A 19,031-nucleotide genomic window follows, 5' to 3' on the forward strand; every position below is an offset into this window, starting at 1 on the left:
GCAATATTCTTATCAAATATTGCCTTTTTTAAATATAAATCAAGAAATTACTTAATGCTAAATAATCCTTCTGGTTTATTTTCAATCTCATTAAAACGGTTGATACATTTCACAAGGATCTCTTTTGCCTCGTTTACGTCTCCCCAACCTCCAACATCAACTTTTTTGTTTTCTAAATCTTTATAAACTTGGAAAAAGTGTTCAATTTCTTTTACTAAGTGAGGATTTAAATCGCTTAAATCGTTTAATGTATTCCAGATTGGATCAGAAACGGGTACACAGATAATTTTTTCATCTGGTCCTTTTTCGTCCGCCATATGGAACACTCCGATAGGTTTCACTTCCATTACACAACCAGGAAAAGTAGGTTCGTTTACCAACACTAAAACATCTAATGGATCGCCATCTAATGCTAATGTTTCTGGCACGAAGCCATAATCTGCTGGATACATCATTGACGAAAATAACATTCTGTCAAAACGCATTCTTTTTAAATCAAAATCGTATTCGTATTTATTTCTGCTTCCTCTTGGAATTTCAATTAACACATCAAATGTAGTAACTTTATCTGCTGTCATTTTTTCTATTATTTTAAATAAAGGGTTGCAAAGGTACCATTATAAATCACTAGAACAAAAGACTTTTGCAAAAATTAAAGGAATTTAGAAGTAGAATCCGAAAGAAGCTTTTACTGTGAATTTATTAGCATCTGGAATATCTAAATAACTACCTCGCCAAGCAAAATCTATACGCAAGACTTTGAAGATATTTCCAACTCCTGCGTGATATTCCCAATAAACATCTTCTGGCGCACGATATACTAATCCCGAAGCATTAATTAATCGGTTTTCATCTGAAACAGTACCATATACTCCTTTGACTCCTACAATTTCTCTCCAATTTAATTTTCTGATAAGTGGAATTCGTGAAAACAATCTTCCGTTGAAGTGATGTTCAAAGTGCAATGAAGCATATTCGTCTGACACGAAATCGTAGTAATCCAATAAATTATAAGTGTTGTCGATGATAAAATACGATTGGTTTCCAGGAATCACACCCATTAAACCTAATGGCACTTGACCGAATGTTTTTCCTAATTCCACGGTAGTAAACAATCTTCCGAAACCTCCTATTAAAACAGGTTGACGGTAATAAAATTGTAATTTCTGATAATCGAAGTCACTACCCAAAACACCTTTCGTTCCTTGGCTATAGCTAAAAAATAGTCGGGCATAGTTCTCATCTACTTCGGTACGTTCTACACCATAACCAACAGTTCTTCTTTTTGGTGTAAACTCAGCCACTAAATTAAGTTCAGATTGTTTAATCTCACTTTTTGTTGTGGTATAGGTGTTGTCTGTATAATAATCTAAACTAAAGTCATCAGAGGCAGACTTTAGTGTTCTGTAGGACAAATTTGATTGAAAAGTTAAGTTTTTTACTGGCTCTATTTCGAAACCAAGCGTTGTGAAATTAACTGAAGTCAATTTGTTGTTTTTTCCACTGGAAAAGAACGATGAAGATGCAAAGCTTCGCCCTAAAACATCATTTGATGAAGTTAAACTAACTCCTATCTGCTCTACATCCCTACGATTTCCCGCTGAAAGAATAACTCTATTTTTCTTTTCGACCATCCATTTTCCCGAAATACCATATTTGAACTTATTATCTTTAAATCCATAAGCCGTATAACCTTGAACTCTCCATAAATCATTTGGACCAAAATAAGTTCTACCGCCAAAACGCAGCCTTTGCCCTTCAACATCATTATAGCCAAAACTAGAAAATATTGGACCAAAGTCCATATGCCACTTAGGTATTTCGATATAACCACTTCCTAGGATGGAGGCTAAGTTATAAATTCGCTTAAAACGAGGCACTACTTTTAAAGTGTCTAGCATTTTATAAATCCCTTCTTCGTTCTTATTTAACGCTTCAAATCGGTTTTCGGCCCAGTAGTCATTGGAACGATTATAAACCTCATTATCGTAATAATTAACTTCTTCCTTATAGAATTTATCTTCTTTCTTAATATCAAATTTATGGTTTTTCGCTAAAGTGGTTCGCTTTCCATACATTCCTTTAGATTCTTCTTTTTTAGAGAAACTAAAATCAGACATCATATAATCACGCTTTAACAAGAAAACAGAATCATTTAAAACTTCATATTCTTGCTCAATATAAATTTCTTTTACCCAGTTGATATTCGCACTTTTACTTGCTTCTAAGTTTATTTTCTTAATTGCAAAAGTAGTATCGTTCACCCAAAAATCACCTTTAAATGTAAGCTCATTTTTTCGTCTTGGATAATAAACAATATTATAGCACCATTTATCATCGATAAACATACTATCATTTAAAACATAGTTGTAAACGTTAATTCCTGTACGAGACAATGGACTTACGAAATCCTTATCAAAGAATTTCAAATAATTATTGTAAATATCGTAATCCGCATACAAATCTTTTATGAATGCGTTTACACCATCACCCGATCCAAAACCCGAATTCTTATTGGCTTTTGTAATTTCCTTAATCTTTTTAGCCTCATTATCACCATACATTTCGCTTAGCGTTTCATTGATGAAAATTGGTAAAAACGTTTTTCCGGTAATGTTCGAAGTATCGATTTGATCGAAAACAAATTCCATTCCTTTAAAAACTTTGTTGTTCATAAAAGCAGAGTCGATTGTATTCAAATCAAACTCTACCTTTTCATATTTATCATACTGATATTGCTTGAACATTTGAAGTCCGTTTTTTCTGCGGCGTTCCCAAATTTTTCGTAGAATATCTATTGCTGGATTGTTTTTCTTCGAGGTTTTTCCAGTGTAAACAATTACCTCCTTCAATTCGGTTCCGTAAACCAACTCGATTCTTAAACCTTTATTTAATCCTGGCTTTAGATTAATCTCTTTTGTTTGATATCCTACAAAAGAAATTACAAGCGTTGAATAATTTTCTGCGGATTCAAAATAGAAACTTCCGTTTTCATCGGTAATTACACCTTCTTTTGAATTTTTAAAAACCACATTTGCAAAAGCTATAGGATCACCAAAATCATCCACCACTTTTCCTCCTACTTTAGTCTGACCTATAATAGTTGCTGAAAGGAATAAAAAGAATATTAAAATTTTTGTCTTCATATTAGAAAAAAAAGCTTCATCAGAAAATGACCGATGAAGCTTCAAATATAATAAGTTATTTCTTATTTGTATGTAACTTTTTTCACTGCTTTTATCACATCCTGTGCGTTAGGCAACCATTCTTTTAATAAAGTTGGCGAATAAGGCGCTGGTGTATCAGCTGTTGTAATTCTTTGAATTGGAGCATCTAAGTAATCAAACGCTCTTTCTTGAACCATATAAGTAATTTCTGAAGCTACTGAAGCAAAAGGCCAAGCTTCTTCAAGAACTACTAGACGATTTGTCTTTTTTACAGATTTAATAATAGCGTCATAATCCATAGGGCGAACAGTTCTTAAGTCGATAATTTCACAAGAAATTCCTTCTTTAGCTAATTCGTCTGCAGCAATAAATGCTTCTTTAATAATTTTTCCAAAAGAAACGATAGTTACATCTGTTCCTTCTCTTTTAATATCAGCTACACCTAGAGGAATGATATAATCTCCTTCTGGCACTTCACCTTTATCGCCATACATTTGTTCCGATTCCATAAAAATAACTGGATCGTTGTCACGAATAGCTGCTTTTAATAAACCTTTAGCATCATAAACCGTTGATGGAACTACAACTTTTAATCCTGGTGTGTTAGCAAACCAGTTTTCAAAAGCTTGCGAGTGCGTTGCTCCTAATTGTCCGGCTGAAGCAGTTGGCCCACGGAAAACCATTGGCATTGGAAACTGACCAGCAGACATTTGACGCATTTTTGCAGCATTATTAATAATCTGATCAATACCTACTAATGAAAAGTTGAAAGTCATAAATTCTACGATAGGACGACAACCGTTCATCGCTGAACCTACAGCAATACCAGCAAAACCTAATTCTGCAATTGGCGTATCGATAACACGTTTTGGTCCGAATTCATCTAGCATTCCCTTTGAAGCTTTGTAAGCTCCATTGTATTCTGCTACTTCCTCACCCATTAAATATATTGTTTCATCGCGGCGCATTTCTTCGCTCATCGCTTCACAAATAGCTTCTCTAAACTGTATAGTTCTCATAAAATTAATTTCTATTGAATTATGATTCGCAAAAATAGGAAAATAAAATTATTAATACTGTAAAATTGATTTAAAGATTTGACAGCATTAAACGTAATTGCTTTAAAAAAAGCTTTTGTATTTTTTGCTCACCATGATAAGTTTTATACAATCATCTGCATCCTTATTAATGGTAACTTCTTTAATCTTTATTTTATTGTTTTTTACAGCATAATAAAACTCCTTAAGCGATGACGTTTTGTTGTCTTTATAAACAACTGCTGGTAGATTATAGGTGCAGAAATATTTTGTAAAATCTTCATAGGGAACCCTATCTTGTATTATTAAATTAAAAATTTCTAATAATTTAGTTCGGTCTGTATTTTTAATCTCAGGCCCTTTAACTACCTTAATTAATTCCTTGTCATCCGCTGGAGCATCCTTTACACCCTGAAATGGGTTCCACGGTATTGCACTTTTATATTTTTCTCTCTTTTCGTCCGACTCCTTTTTTGGCATAACAAATATCTCTTTGAAACCAACATGCTTATAATCGCCATTGATAACTAATGAAACATTTCTCTTACCTGGAGAATCATAAACATAACTAGAATTTTTATCGAAAGAATCCACTTTGCTACCATCTCCAAAACGCCACTCCCATGATTTAGCACCCGGTGTATCATCGTTAAAATCTACTTTATCACCCTCCATCACTCGCGAAGGAATATTAATCTTAGGTATTAATTTCTTGTTTATACTATAACTCTTAGGTGCTATCTTAATAATTTTTTTGACCACACAATTGTTATTAACAACCAACTTCACAATATATTCACCTTCCTTATCAAAAGAATGTGCCACTCTTGGTCTAAAAGAAACCTGAGTACTATCTCCAAAATACCACCTCCATGAATTAGAACTCTTAGAATTATCTGAAAAAACAATTAAATCTCCAGCGAAAAAAGAATCTCCTTCCACCTCAAAAGTACTAACAAGACATTCCTCGTCATTAACATATTTATATGCAATAACTAAGGATGACAATATGGAAACTATTAGAAAAAAAAGTAAAATTTTTAATTCAAAAAATTTTTTAACCTGTGAATAAATAAACATCTATCAGTATTAGTTATTTGAAAAATCTACAAATAAAATCTCCCCAAAAATAGAAATTTTATTCAAATATAATATCTTTTAAATTAAAAGCCTTTCATTATGCCTATTTATTATTTAAAATTTACTTCATAAAAACATCGAAAACTTGCATTGCTTTTTTTTTAATTAATTCTTGTGTTTTTGAATAAATACCCTTATTATTGCTCTTAATTTAATAATCTCGTATTTATGCTGAAAACAAAAATTACGATTCTATTTTTAATCACTATACTTTTCACGAGCTGTTTTTTTAAAAAGAAGACTTCGGTTTTTCAGGACACATTGTATCAAGACCAAGTGGGCACTAAGGAAGATTACATAATCTACGAACCGTTACCAGAGGAAGACAAGGTATACTTTGCGAAAAAAATAGGAGTTGATAAGAAAGAAATTATTGACGGGAAACTTTACATGTTTATAAAAGAATGGGAAGGCACCGGCTATTTGCTTGGTGGGGAAACCAAATCTGGAATTGATTGTTCTGCATTAATGCAACATTTATTTAAAAGAGTCTACAATTATAAGCTCCCGAGAACCGCCGCTGAAATGGCGTTTGATCAAAACATTGATCGATTTCAATCGAAAAAACACTTGAGAGAGGGTGACTTGATCTTTTTTAGAATCACAGATGAAAAAATAATATCGCATGTTGGTGTTTATTTAAAAAACAATAAGTTCCTAAATTCAAATTTATCAGGCGGGGTAACGATCTCCGACTTGACTACTCCTTACTGGAGAAATTTTTATGTCGTTTCAGGCCGTTTAAAAACACCAAAATAAATCATGACAACGAAAAGGAAAATCATTGAAGATCAAAGACATTTGACTCCATTTGATATTAAAACCGAACTTATATTAGACGCTCTATTCAAGGACAACATAGCCGACGATTTTGATGTTATTATCAAACCAAAAGGGTTGTTCTACAGAAAATACAGTAAGGACAGATTAAACATTGCATTAGACCACAACGATTCTGACCTGCTAAACATAGAAATTAGTAGAGATGGGTTTTATGATATTTTACCGGAAAGCTTTAGTCACAACTTTAGACAATCTGGTGGGAGTTCTAATCCTGTTGAAGAATTTAAAATTAGAAAAAAAGAAGAAAAAGAAGCTAGATATTTTTTTAACCCTATTGAAAATGAGCTTTTTAGATTCAGGCTTGCTATTGAAAAAAATGAGGCCGACTTCTTTCTAAATTTAAGAGCTGATGGTCTTGTAGATATTATTAAATCCATTTTAGTCTTTGAAAAAAACATCCCAGACAAATTAATTGTCAAAATGTTTTATGCCCTATTGCAACAAAAGGAAAATAGCAATCAAAATATTGAAGAAATAATTTTAATTTTACAAGAAATAATTGAAGAAAAAGTTACTTTTACCTCAAATAACATCAAACTTGAAAATGTTAGTGATGTAAATGAGACTGAAAAAGATTTTATAATGGGAATTAATACGACCCTAGAAAGCAATCATGAGATTTATTTGAAAAAATATAATTTTATTCTAGGCCCTTTAAAAAATTCAAACGATTTAAATAAATACTTTAAAAATCAGACGATGCATTCTTTTCTAAATAGTTTTTTTAATTTATTTTTACCCTTTCATGTGCAATATAACTTTGAGGTTCTTTTAAATGAGGAAGATCAAAAATTTTCAATGGACAGTAGTGAATATAAAACGAGATTAGGAATATCAACCATATTATAAATGAAAAAATATATAAACCATATAAACGGAGCGGAACAATTACTATATCTATTACTACTTTTAGTATTTGGATATGCATTGTTTATGATTATTGGCTCTAGAGTTCCAAAACTTAAGCTCGAACGAAAAAAATTCTTTCTTTATGTTTTAGTGCAAATTTTAGTTTTTGTTGTTTTTTTATTAATTCTATATAATTTAAAAAACACATCTTTGAATCAGCGCCTAATATCCTTGCAGGTTTATATGACGGTTGCAGGAATTGCACATTTAAAGGTTTTTTACGATATTTTCAAAAAATTTGAAGCCAAGAAATTTTGGCAAGAGGTAGTAATCGCATTCTGTGTAATTTTATTTCTTGCAGGATTTTTAATTGTAATAGCTAAGTATTTTAACGAGAGCAAATATGCATTTTATTTAGTAAGTACATTACTGTTTTTCATTGTGCCGATGCTTTGCTATCAGCTGTTTGAATATTCTGTTTCCATCCCTGTCAAACTTCATAAAAGATGGTTTTACCCTTTGAATGACAGATATCCGACACCAAAAGCATCAGAAATGCGAAATATAATTATACTTAACTTGGTTTTCCAGAAGAAAGAGGACGATGAACAAATAATCAATTTCAAGGTAAAAGCACCGAAAGCGATTGATTATGGTCGTCTGTTTTATTATTTCATAAACGATTACAACGAAAAGAATCCAAGCAGTCAAATTAATTTTCTTGACTCCAAAAATCAACCTTATGGATGGTATTTCTATACGAAACCAAAATGGTTTAGTTCTTCAGAATACATAGACCCAGACCTAGCGATTGACACAAATAACATTAAAGATGGCACGACGATAATTTGCCAACGTATATAACATTAAATTATGGCAGAAAATATAAAACATTTTCCAGTAAACTGGATTGATGGAATGAAAATCAATAAAAATCACTTTATTGAATTTCAAGACAACATGGAAGACTTGATTAGAGATACTAGAAATCTTTCAGTTAACCAATTACATTATGGTTTATTATCTACACCTTTAGGTAATCCGTTTCAATACACTATTTCGATAGACACTCACAATGAATTAAGTATTGATATAAAAACACTTAAAGCGGTTACGCCGGCTGGTGGAAGAATAGAAATAACTGATTTCACAGGAGAATACTCTGAGAAAATTGAGTTAAAAGAGTTAGATGCAAACGATAATAATTATTATCTGATGCTTAACGTAAATCCGTATTCTAGAATACCTTCGGGAAAACAAAATATGGAAGAAGTTCCGCCGAGATTCCCTCACGGTTTATCAGAATACACAATTACTAGTATTGTTGAAAACGAAGTGAATCAAAACAACATTGGAGCGTTACAATTTCCAATTGCAAAGTTTAAAAAAACGTCGAACAATTATGAAATCGTAACGAGTTATATTCCTCCTTGCTTAACTTTAAACAGTCATCCAAGCCTAGTAAGTTTATATGAAAGTTATGATCTTTTCTTCAAGCAAATTGAATTTTATTCGGTTCAAATTAATCGTAAAATTAAATTTAGAAACAATACGGAAGAAGAAAACTTAATCTCGAGTATGGTTTTTGACGTTTGCGATAAAGCATTACGTTATATTGAATTAGAAATTACTAAAAACAAATGGATCAATTACAATTTAAAACCGATTGATTTATTAAATAACGTTATTACGTTAAGCAGAACCGTTAAAAACTGCTTAGATTATTTCTCTGGAGATGGTAAAGAATTGTTGTTTAATTATTTTTCTGAATGGACTGATATCAGCAGCGGGGAATATGAAAAACTTTTTACAGACACAATTAATGTAAAATACAAGGCTTACGATATTGAGCCAGTAGTTGTTCAAATTCAAGATTTCATGACAAAACTAGATCAGTTATTTTCAATTTTAAACCAACTGGATTACATTGGTAAAAAACGTGATACTGGAATTTTTGTTAATGAAAACATTCTTAAAAACGAACGCAGATCTAGTGGCTTATTTGGCACTAGCAGTAGCGATAATGACGCGCCAGAATCATCACCAACGTTTTTAGCTGATTAAAAAAATTTATATTATGGATATCTTAAATAAAAAAGAACGCTTTAATGCCTTTATGCTCTTTTTAGTAATGTTTCTAATTACTACAGGAGTTCTTATTACTGCGATTTATTTTAATTTCAAATTACCTATTAAGGAAAATGAAGTGCTAAAAAAGGAAAATGATAAATTGAATATGCAGTTTTCGTTTAATAAAGTTTTTTCTAGTAAAGTGGAAGAAATCAACAAATTGGTAGATTCTCTAGATGCATCTCCAGAAAGTTTTCAATTTATTGAGCAATCAATAAATTATGAATTAGTTCAGTTACAAGAAAAGATTCCTAACGATACTATTGTAGACTCAAGATTATATCAAAACGTAATTTTGACTTATAAAACCTACGTTACAACGAAAAAGAAATTATTAGAAATCAACGATTCTAAAAAGGAAATCACCAAATTAAATCAAGATTTAAAAGAGATTTCAGAAGAAAATAAAGATTTAGCTAGACAGTTACAAATGTGTGAAATGGTTAGCAGAAACAGATAAAACAAACAATTCGATGCCAACAGAAGCTACCACTCAAATTATACATATTGCTAAACAATATGCAAAAGACAACCTAAATGATAAGTATTATGCGGCTCATTTATTGAAAGCTCTTTTAAATCCTCAATTTGATTTTTTAAAAGAATTAAATTCGAAAGGAATTGATGTTTTTTATATTGATGAGTGGGCAGATATTAGAATCAGTGAGTATCCAAAAGTTTCGAAACCAACTGAATCTCCAAATGCTGATTCTTCGGCAATAATAGTTTTAGAAGAAGCAGAATCAATTGAAAATAAGCTTGGAGAAAACAACGAATTTCCAGCTATTTTAAGCGCATTGCTAACAGCAGGCGTAGGTTTTTCACACGATCAGCTAAAATCTTTGCCGTTAACTGGCGCTACAATACTAGAGATGTATCAAACCGGGAGCGGCTTAGCTCAACCCGATTTAAATACTAATGCACCAGCTGGTTCAACTGGAGGAAGTGCGTTATCTAAATATTGCATTGATAAACTTCATACTATTTCTCGTTCTGAAAATCACAGTATTGTGGGAAGAGACGAAGAACTGAAAACGATTACTGAAATTTTAAATCGAAAATTAAAACCTCATGTAATTATTACTGGTGAACCTGGAGTAGGGAAATCAGCCTTAATTGATGGTTTTTGTAGAAAAATTGCTTCAAAAACAATACTTGACGCCTTTGATAACGCAAGTGTTTACGAAATAAACATTGGTGCTTTATTCGCTGGTGCTTCCTACAAAGGAGAAGTTGAAGATCGTTTGCAAAAAATATTTAATGATTTAAAAAAATACGAAAAACCAATCCTATTCATCGATGATATTCATGAGTTATTTGATTCCAATCAAAGTTCAGGAATTGCAAGTATTATAAAGTCGGAACTTTCGAAAGGAGACATCACATTTATTGGCGCTACAACCTCTGAAAAATTCAGAAAAACGTTAGCAAAAGACGATGCTTTATCACGAAGATTTGAAACGCTTGAAATTACAGAGCCAAATGAAGAATTAGCTTTTAGAATGATATCTAGCGTTATAGAATCGTACCAAAAACACCACGATTTCAACATTGATGAAGAAGGACAGCGTGAAGCAATTCGCTTGTCAAAACGTTATTTAAAAGAAAAATCATTACCTGATTCTGCTTTAGATTTAATTGACAGAACAATGTCATCGCTAAAAGTAGCGAAGGAAACCATCAAAAAAGACCTTCCAGATTTAAAAAATCAAGCTGAAGCTTTGCATACTATTGAAGTTTTAGATGAAAAAATAGAAAAAACCGAATGGTTATTTACTGACATTTTAAAAAAGACCGGTAAATTATTAAACGAAACGGAGCAAAGCACTTCTGAATTTAAAGCAAAACCCTCATTTGATGAAAAAGTTAGCTTCATTCAGTTGTTATTAGAAGATTTAGAGAAGCTTGAAGAACAAGATAATGATGTTTTATCTTCTCATCTATCTATCGTTGTTTCAGACATTACTGGAATTCCGGCTGGGAAAGTGAAGTCAGATGAAAGAGAGAAATTATTAGATATTGAAAATACGCTTAAAAAAAGAGTAATTGGTCAAGATCATGCCGTAAAAGTTGTCGCTGACGCAATTATGGAATCACGTTCTGGCTTAACAAAACCAGGGCAACCAATTGGTTCGTTTTTCTTTTTAGGCCCAACGGGAACTGGAAAAACCGAATTAGCAAAATCGTTAGCTGATTTCTTATTTGGTGACGAAAGTGCTATCATTAGATTAGACATGTCTGAATTTAAGGAAGAACATTCGGCAGCTTTATTATATGGTGCTCCTCCAGGATATGTAGGTTATGAGGAAGGTGGATTATTAGTAAATAAAATCAGACAAAAACCATATTCAATCGTTTTGTTTGACGAAATTGAGAAAGCACATAAATCTGTTTTTGATGTATTTCTTCAAATTTTGGATGAAGGTAAATTGCATGATAGACTTGGGAAAGAAGGAGATTTCTCTAATTCTGTAGTATTATTTACTTCAAATATTGGTTCGGATTATATTGTGAAATCGTTTGAAAAGGACATTGTGCCAAAATCTAATGATTTAATTCAGTTGATGACTGGCCATTTTAGACCCGAATTCTTAGGTCGTTTGACAGAAATTATCCCATTTGCACCAATTAACGTGAAAAGTGTTTCTCGCATCTTTGACATTCATCTTAAAAAAGAATTACTTCAATTGCTTGAGAAATTAGAGATTACGTTGACTATTAGTGAAAAAGATAAAGAGAAAATCTCTCTAATGGGCTTTAGTCCAGAATATGGAGCTAGACCAATTAAAGGAACGATACGAAATAAACTAAAAAGACCTTTGTCTCGAATGATTATTGCTAATGAAATTATGAAAGGCGACACTGTTAATGTGACGCTTGATAAAAATGATGAGATAAAATTTACCATAAAAAATGAACGAGCTTTATTATAAACTTCCGTTTGATTACTCCAAGTTGACTACTGGTGAAGATGCTACGCAAGTAACTATCGAGGAATCATTAGCGCAGTTTATTTCTGTAATTATTACAACAATTTTTGGAGAATACAAGTATGACCCTGAATTTGGAACGATTATTTGGGATACTGATTTCAACTTATTGGCTAACCCCAATCAGTTAAAAGACTTGATCAAAGAATCCGTTCATGAGAAGGTGACGCAATACGAAAAAAGATTAAAAGTAACAGAAGTAACCCTGGGTGTAAACGAAAACACTTTGAGTTATGAGACTAATATTAGAGTTAAGAAAAGATTAGACATTATCGTTTATGGTGTTATTAAGAACACCAATGAACCATATTATTACAAAAGTTCTTATTTCTTAGCTCCATTTTCATTTAAATAAAATTTTGACTGAATGAACCAATTATCAAAAGATCAAATAAAAGACCGTATACTTAAACGTGCCGCCAAAAAATGGGGTTACAATGACGTAGAGCTAGAAAATGTATTTGATCCAATTGTTAACCTGCTTTTTGATGTTTGCGCAAAAGAATTAGAGAAGATTTCGAATGAAATATTTTCTAGTCGCAGAAGAATGACAGAAAGATTAGTTGATATTTTAACGCCTACTTCTGCTACAAAAGCAACTCCTGCGCGTGGAATTCTAAGAGCTTATCCTGTTGAAAACGAAAGTATTTTACATGATCAACACCAATTCTTTCTTCAAAAAAAGGAAAAAAACCCTTATAATCCAATTGAGAGTATAATTAAGAACTATCATTTTGGACCTACAATTCCGGTGAAACTAAATCGAAATAAAATCAATTATGTTGTTTTACCTAGCGGTGTACAATATATTGAAAAAAACCAATTTAGAGAATTAGTAAATGAAAAAAGCTATATTCAAAAATCTCCTCATGGAACTATTTGGTTAGGATTAAAGCACGAAGGAGATGGAATTATGAAGGATTTAATGTTCTATTTCTATTTGAGAAATGTACATGAACGCACTAAGTTCTTCCATTTTTTACCGCGAGCTAAATGGTCGATTAACAATCAACCTTTAACAACGGCTCAAGGCTACAACAATGAGGATGTAACTAAAGAAGTTAAATATGATCTAAAGCAACACGACATTTATCATATTAAAAAAACGGAGGAGCATACTAACGATTTCTATATAAAAAACTTTATTACCGTTAAAGACAGCGTAACAATTGACCCTTCCCATCATGTTTTCCCTGCTGCTTTAGAAGCTTTCGTTCCCCAGAAAGAACTGGAAAAAATGAAAGAAGACAAAGAGTTAATATGGGTTAAAATTGAGTTTCCAAATGTTATTGGACCTAATATATTATCTGAAGTATTCTGTTCTAATAATTGTTTTCCGGTTATCAACAAAAAACTAAATGAAACGCAAGGAAATATAAAAGAGCTTTTAGACATTTATCCTTTAAAATTAAGTGATGATTACTTCTTAGAGCTTTTCTCTGTGATGAATGATCGCAATAAAAACTTCGACATTGTCACTAATAATGATGAGCCAGATGATGAGAATTTCGCTTATCTACGTTTTGGTGGTGTAGCGCGTTTTGATGAAAGAAATGCTGCCGAGGAAATAAACTATTTGATAGATCTGATACGAGATGAAGCAGCTGCCTTTAGCCGATTAGGTCATGATTTCACTGATAATAATTTGAAAGAAATCAATCAGATTATTGCTCGTTTTAAAACAAAGATGAGTCAAACTGGCATGCAGAATTTGAACAATCCTTATTTGATTTTGAATACCGAAAAAACGAAAGAAAAAGGAACGCTATTTATAAAATATTGGACAACGAATGGTGACGACGCTAATAAGATTAGTGCCTTCACTAAGTTCAGTATCTTTAAAGGTGCCGACTTTGAAAAAGACAATATTATGTTGCTTTCTTCTACACAAGGAGGAAGAAATGAATTAACAAATTCAGAGAAAATATACGCTTACAGAGAAAATTTGATTTCTAACCAAAGAGTTGTTACCCGCCAAGACATCATTATACTATGCAAAAACCATTTTGGAGAAGCTGTAGAGGACATTGAGGTTGTTAACGGAATTCAGACTGGTCTTGATAGCAATGTTGGTTATACACCAACAATTGACATTCTACTGACTCAGAAAGACAAGGAATATTATACTGAAGAAGAATGGGATTTCTTAAGTGAAGACTTAAAGTTGTTAATTGAAAAAAGAGCTTTGAATATCGTTCCTTTTAGAATTGTGTACCGATAAACTATTAGTTTTTCAATAAAATGGTAACATCTTCGCTGTAAGAAATAACGTCTTTTATAGTAAACTGAAAAAAGGCTGTTTTCTTTTTGATTTTTTTATCGTAGGTGTCGAAATGAGATTCGGTATAGAGTTTAATTCTTTGATCATCCCATCTAATATCAGCTTTAACTTTTGATTTTAAAGTTTCTATAATGTTGTGCGTTAATTTTTGAGTAGAATCAAACGATATAATAATTTCTTTAGCTTCTGGATTTAAAACTGTCGTTCTACCAACACATGGAATTATACCCACCGCTTTAATATCCCAATTTAAAACAGTTCCGATATCAGGTAAGTTTACATTATCTATTGGTGGATTGAAGAAAAATATATTCCAAGACGGTTGTTTGAATTTATTATGTACAAATATGGATTCATCTTTGATTGAGTCGTAATATTTGTTTTTCAAATCTATTATTTCAACGGTGTTTTTATGTCTTTCAATTACGGCTTTGGCTTTTAAATCCCATTCTGCTAACCAATTCTCGTGTTGATAAATACCCGAAAAATGCCCTTTATAATCTGTTTTGATTTTTATGGGATAATTTAGATTCTCAAACTCTTCTTGTACAGCCAAAAAATGATTTTCTTGAACTGGAAAGGTATTGATTTTTTCTTTGTTTATGATATAAACGCGTTCGTCTTCTGTTTTATTAAACAATAAAAAGCTGATCATAAATCTGGTTTTCAACTTTTTCTGATAACCATTTGTCATGATATTAATTTCTTCAACTATTTCAAAAATCATAAAATAAATATAAATTGTTATTAATGAAACCCTTATAGCTTAACGCTAATTCAAATATAAACAATTGGAAATTAAAAATGTAAATTATTTAGGGTTAATTTTGGTCGTAAATAAAATTATTTACTTTACAGTTTATGCCATTAACGCAATAACCCTCCCGGCCTTTGTTTAAAGACTTTAGCTTTATGAATTCTGTAAATAAAAAACATGCTCCACGGAAAATAAAACCATTGCCTTCGGCACTATTTAAAAATAAATAGAGAGAATATCAAAATTGAACTGGTAATTCATCACGATTCACATTCGTAACTACTAAAAAAACCGCATTCAATTACCACTTAAAATATTTTTCAGCTAGAATATTTACATGAACTTTATTAGAATTTTAGTTTCAATACTTTACTTTTTATTTCGCTCATGTGAACTTAACTTCAGAAATCTTTTTAGCACTTTAAGTTAAATTTAAACAAAAGACTAATAGTAATGTGCCTCTGATTGAAAAGAGATAATGCATCGTACTTTTCAACACCTCATCAATAATGATTTCCTATATATTTAAAAAAGGAAATTCGCAAGTAGTAAATCTACCTCGTAAAAAAGCAGTAGCACCTGATAATCAACTACTTCCTTTTTCACTTCATTGTGTTAAACTACTCTTCTTTAATTTATTTTAGACTCTTATATTTAGTTCGAAATAGTTTCTTATAAACTATAAAAATTATATCTAAAATGCTATTTTCTCCAAGTAGTACTTGAGAAATGTGAATGCTTGTTAGAAAAAAATAATAAATAATCCCTAACCATAATGTTATGTGTGGATCGGCCACGAGACCGCTACCAGAATGCCCTCTATCATTTATAAAACCAACATAATCAATTTCCGCTAGGTAAGCCACTGTTAATACTCCTTCTGGAAGAATATTTACCGTAACGATAACAAAAAACAGTAGAAAGAAATAAATCACCAGTTTTATGGCATAATTCATAGTTTGAACAAGCGGTTCATCAATCTTCCTCTTTTTCCTGCTTTTAAAGTACGAATACAAGCTACTTACTAAACCAATTAAATGTGTAAATAAAAAGGCGTAGATAGTTTCCTGTATAGCCTTAGGATTTGTCATTTCATGATAGAAATAATAAAAGAAAAGTGAAAACCCAAAACCACAAAACAATAATCCCCAAAAATTTTTGTACAAAGCCGAAAGAAAAACACTTGCCATTAACAAAATAAGCTCAAATGTTATTAACAAACAGGTGTCATAAATTATACTCGAACTATTAACTTCTTTGAAAAATAAAAGTGATACAAATTGAACTAACATAAATGCTGTTGCAATTGTTTCGGGAATATTTTTGTCAAATTTAATCATTAAAGTTCACTACCTTATAATCTCTAAAGGTAAACCTTTTTGTTTTCTATGAAAAAACATAATTAAACTTATGCCAAGGCTATCCTCACTTTTAACTTTAGGTACATATTTAAATCCTGGTAATTCATATGGTAAAACAATACTTACGAGTTTTCCATTTGCAAATAATTTTAATTTGTATAAATCGTTAGATAAAGCAGTTAAATCCTTAAATTTTGAATGAAAAATAGCTAAAGTATTTGGCTCGGAAAATACATAATTTGCTTTGTCAAATTCTAGTTCTCTAGTTTTGTATACTTTATTATATTCCTCCAAATTTGAAGTTGTATAAATATCCAATAGTTTTATATTCCATTGCATTAATTCTTTATAGAGAAGTTTTTTGTCCTGTTTTGATAAATCTTCGGAGTTTTTCCATCCTTCTAAAACATATGGAGTTGTAGCCTGAAAACTTCCTTTATGAATATATAATGGTAATTTATCTTTGTTTGGAATAGTAATGGTTGCTCTGTCAATAACTTCTATTCTTTCGTTTTCTGTTATAGCTTCCATTGCATGAATTCAGAATTCCACTTCAACGTTATGGGATAACGTTGATTGATTTTTATAAGGGATTATTCTAACCTCATAATGTTGAATTCCTGCCTCTAAAATAAATTGATTTATTGGCCAATCTATCCATACACTGCCGTTTTCACTAAAATGACTAAATATGATTATATCATTTAACCAAAGTTCAACTGAACAGTGAAAAGCTTTAATTTCTAAATTATATAGTGGTCTGGTCATTATTTATTATTTTTAGTTTCTTCTCGAAATCTATCTAGTGTTTCGTCGTTTAAGTCATTTTCACGATCAAATATTTTATAAAATCCCATTGATTTCATTTGCTTGCTACCAGTCGCCTTTACAGTATTTCCTGTTTTTTTATATTCCACTTCGTTACCAAATTTTAAGCTAAGATAATTGTGGCTTTCTACATTAACATTTACTAAATATTTAGCAATAGCATCATTGAAAGTATGAAAATCGCGATTGCTATCATCATTAATTCTCACAATGGGCAACCCTCTCTTTTTAAGTTTGGGAAGGAAACTTGTTTTATTAAACCAACTTTGAGTTTCATATTTAACTTCTTCGGGGTCAGAATTTAAAATTACTGTATATTCAAAATTATGGTACTCTCCATCTCCTGGCGGTCTATTAGATAGAAAAATTGCCTCAATAGAATTCCATTTAATTATTTCCTTAATTTGTAAATAAGGACAATCAATTGTCATATTGTCGTCAAAATATTCTAATCTGTCCTTGTTTTTGTTTTTTTGTTCTAAAGTCTGACCTTTTGAGAGTTCGAAAAAAGAATCAAATAAAAACAAACTAAATAATGCAATTAACAATGACATAAAACCCCAACCAAACCAACTTCTAACATTGTTGAAAAGCATCAAATAAACAATTCCAGCACATACTAATAGTAATAGTAACATAAAGAGTGCTTGCATGTAATTTGGTCTCATATAATAATCTAGTTAGCAGTTGTAGAAGAGTCGTAAGAGAATATTTTTATCTCAATAAATAATCTGTTCTAAAGCCGACTTGTCCCGTAAAAGGCAAAACTCTAACTTTAACATTCTGTTTACAGCTTCTTAAAATAAAGTGATTTATGGGTATTTGAGAAGAAACCGAAAATCCTTCAGAATGTATATAAGCGGGAAAATTGTTTATGTAAATCTCATAATTAAATATAGCAGATTTAAAGCTAAATAAATGTAATGAGCTTTTCAAATTATTAATTATAATATTTTTTAAATAAAAGATCTTCTTTTGGGTTGTGATAACCAAAGATTAGTTTTTCATTAAAAGCTTTATTTGATATAATTACTAAATCATTACTAAATGAAGTTTCATTAATAATCACTGTGAATTTATATATATAACCATTTATGTTCCAAACAAAATATACTGGGTAAGTTAAATATTCATCATCAAATTCGTCCTTTTTAATGTTTATGTAATCCTTCTCAAATTTTTTTAAGATCACTTTTACTTTTTCGTCCGTTGCACTGTTGATGACACGATCGTAAACAATTTGATCTGGGTTGCCTAATTTGTCTTTTAATTTATTTAAAACATTAAATGTTTCCACATGATCTAACGCTACATTTACAAAAACAATTTTATTATCGTTTTCTACTATTTTACCACCAGAACTTTTTTCAATTTTAAAATTGTCGAAATTAAATAATTTTTCATCTCGCTCTTCTTTTAAGGAATAGATCGTAGATATAATCCCGTTATTGTGAAGTTCCGCCTCTACTTTATCTCGTTTCTTTCTTAACTCCCAATATCCATTTTGAGTTTGAATACCAGAAATATTTAATTTATTCAGAGTACTATTAACTTCTGTTTTATTTTCTATTTCAGACAAATCGAATGTTCCACCTTCTTGGCAACTCATCATCACAAGTAAAATCAATACAAATATATTTTTCATAAA

18 protein-coding genes are annotated in these 19,031 nt (G+C 31.0%); 8 read left to right on the plus strand and 10 right to left on the minus strand.

The features are described from left to right. Positions 1-47: 47 nt before the first annotated feature. The 4 genes from ACFSX9_RS05655 to ACFSX9_RS05670 all read right to left on the minus strand — a co-directional run bounded on the left by ACFSX9_RS05655 (position 48) and on the right by ACFSX9_RS05670 (position 5,212). A complete protein-coding gene (locus ACFSX9_RS05655; RefSeq protein ID WP_379805531.1) occupies positions 48-578 on the minus strand; it encodes an inorganic diphosphatase in 531 nt (176 codons plus the stop codon). 84 nt (positions 579-662) lie between these two features. Next, positions 663-3,146: a DUF5686 and carboxypeptidase-like regulatory domain-containing protein gene (locus ACFSX9_RS05660; protein ID WP_379805533.1), complete on the minus strand. Its 2,484-nt coding sequence runs from the start codon at positions 3,144-3,146 to the stop codon at positions 663-665. 62 nt (positions 3,147-3,208) lie between these two features. Continuing rightward, positions 3,209-4,186 (minus strand): pyruvate dehydrogenase complex E1 component subunit beta, encoded by a 978-nt coding sequence (locus ACFSX9_RS05665; RefSeq protein ID WP_379805535.1) that lies wholly within the window; start codon positions 4,184-4,186, stop codon positions 3,209-3,211. A gap of 102 nt (positions 4,187-4,288) precedes the next feature. Beyond that, a complete protein-coding gene (locus ACFSX9_RS05670) occupies positions 4,289-5,212 on the minus strand; it encodes a PKD domain-containing protein (protein ID WP_379805538.1) in 924 nt (307 codons plus the stop codon). Positions 5,213-5,512: 300 nt separating this feature from the next. Between ACFSX9_RS05670 and ACFSX9_RS05675 the strand changes: the two genes are divergently transcribed. Genes ACFSX9_RS05675 through ACFSX9_RS05710 form a run of 8 tightly spaced genes read left to right on the plus strand, consistent with a single transcriptional unit; the run spans position 5,513 to position 14,377 of the window. Then, positions 5,513-6,103 (plus strand): C40 family peptidase, encoded by a 591-nt coding sequence (locus ACFSX9_RS05675; RefSeq protein ID WP_379805541.1) that lies wholly within the window; start codon positions 5,513-5,515, stop codon positions 6,101-6,103. Between the two features lie 3 nt (positions 6,104-6,106). Then, entirely contained in the window at positions 6,107-7,036 is a 930-nt protein-coding gene (locus ACFSX9_RS05680; protein WP_379805543.1) for a hypothetical protein, read from the plus strand. Then, positions 7,037-7,900 carry a TssN family type VI secretion system protein gene (locus ACFSX9_RS05685; RefSeq protein WP_379805545.1) on the plus strand — a complete coding sequence of 288 codons (864 nt, stop codon included), beginning with the start codon at positions 7,037-7,039 and terminating at the stop codon, positions 7,898-7,900. Positions 7,901-7,909: 9 nt separating this feature from the next. Next, the gene (locus ACFSX9_RS05690) at positions 7,910-9,100 is read left to right on the plus strand and encodes a hypothetical protein (RefSeq protein ID WP_379805547.1); all 1,191 of its coding nucleotides are present in this window, start codon (positions 7,910-7,912) and stop codon (positions 9,098-9,100) included. 13 nt (positions 9,101-9,113) lie between these two features. Beyond that, complete coding sequence (tssO, locus tag ACFSX9_RS05695; protein WP_379805549.1) at positions 9,114-9,626, plus strand: type VI secretion system TssO; 513 nt, start codon at positions 9,114-9,116, stop codon at positions 9,624-9,626. Positions 9,627-9,639: 13 nt separating this feature from the next. Then, entirely contained in the window at positions 9,640-12,099 is a 2,460-nt protein-coding gene (locus tag ACFSX9_RS05700) for an AAA family ATPase (protein ID WP_452124585.1), read from the plus strand. Then, complete coding sequence (locus tag ACFSX9_RS05705) at positions 12,080-12,511, plus strand: GPW/gp25 family protein (RefSeq protein ID WP_379805555.1); 432 nt, start codon at positions 12,080-12,082, stop codon at positions 12,509-12,511. The genes ACFSX9_RS05700 and ACFSX9_RS05705 overlap by 20 nt, the downstream gene beginning before the upstream one ends. Before the next feature lie 12 nt (positions 12,512-12,523). Continuing rightward, entirely contained in the window at positions 12,524-14,377 is a 1,854-nt protein-coding gene (locus ACFSX9_RS05710) for a hypothetical protein (RefSeq protein WP_379805558.1), read from the plus strand. A gap of 4 nt (positions 14,378-14,381) precedes the next feature. Here ACFSX9_RS05710 and ACFSX9_RS05715 read toward each other — a convergent pair whose 3' ends face one another. From ACFSX9_RS05715 to ACFSX9_RS05740, 6 genes are all read right to left on the minus strand, one after another. Continuing rightward, positions 14,382-15,164 carry a hypothetical protein gene (locus ACFSX9_RS05715; RefSeq protein ID WP_379805560.1) on the minus strand — a complete coding sequence of 261 codons (783 nt, stop codon included), beginning with the start codon at positions 15,162-15,164 and terminating at the stop codon, positions 14,382-14,384. A gap of 665 nt (positions 15,165-15,829) precedes the next feature. Further along, complete coding sequence (locus ACFSX9_RS05720) at positions 15,830-16,534, minus strand: hypothetical protein (RefSeq protein ID WP_379805562.1); 705 nt, start codon at positions 16,532-16,534, stop codon at positions 15,830-15,832. A gap of 9 nt (positions 16,535-16,543) precedes the next feature. Beyond that, on the minus strand, positions 16,544-17,086 hold the full coding sequence (locus ACFSX9_RS05725; RefSeq protein ID WP_379805564.1) for a hypothetical protein: 543 nt from the start codon (positions 17,084-17,086) through the stop codon (positions 16,544-16,546). 9 nt (positions 17,087-17,095) lie between these two features. Further along, positions 17,096-17,323, minus strand: a complete 228-nt coding sequence (locus ACFSX9_RS05730; protein WP_379805566.1) for a hypothetical protein — start codon at positions 17,321-17,323, stop codon at positions 17,096-17,098. Then, positions 17,323-18,051: a hypothetical protein gene (locus tag ACFSX9_RS05735; RefSeq protein ID WP_379805568.1), complete on the minus strand. Its 729-nt coding sequence runs from the start codon at positions 18,049-18,051 to the stop codon at positions 17,323-17,325. Before ACFSX9_RS05735 ends, ACFSX9_RS05730 begins: the two co-directional genes overlap by 1 nt. Positions 18,052-18,323: 272 nt before the next feature. Continuing rightward, positions 18,324-19,028 (minus strand): hypothetical protein, encoded by a 705-nt coding sequence (locus ACFSX9_RS05740; protein WP_379805569.1) that lies wholly within the window; start codon positions 19,026-19,028, stop codon positions 18,324-18,326. Between the last annotated feature and the right edge of the window lie 3 nt (positions 19,029-19,031).

Source organism: Flavobacterium ardleyense (genome assembly GCF_042686085.1).
In the GTDB taxonomy this organism is placed as follows: Bacteria; Bacteroidota; Bacteroidia; order Flavobacteriales; family Flavobacteriaceae; genus Flavobacterium; species Flavobacterium ardleyense.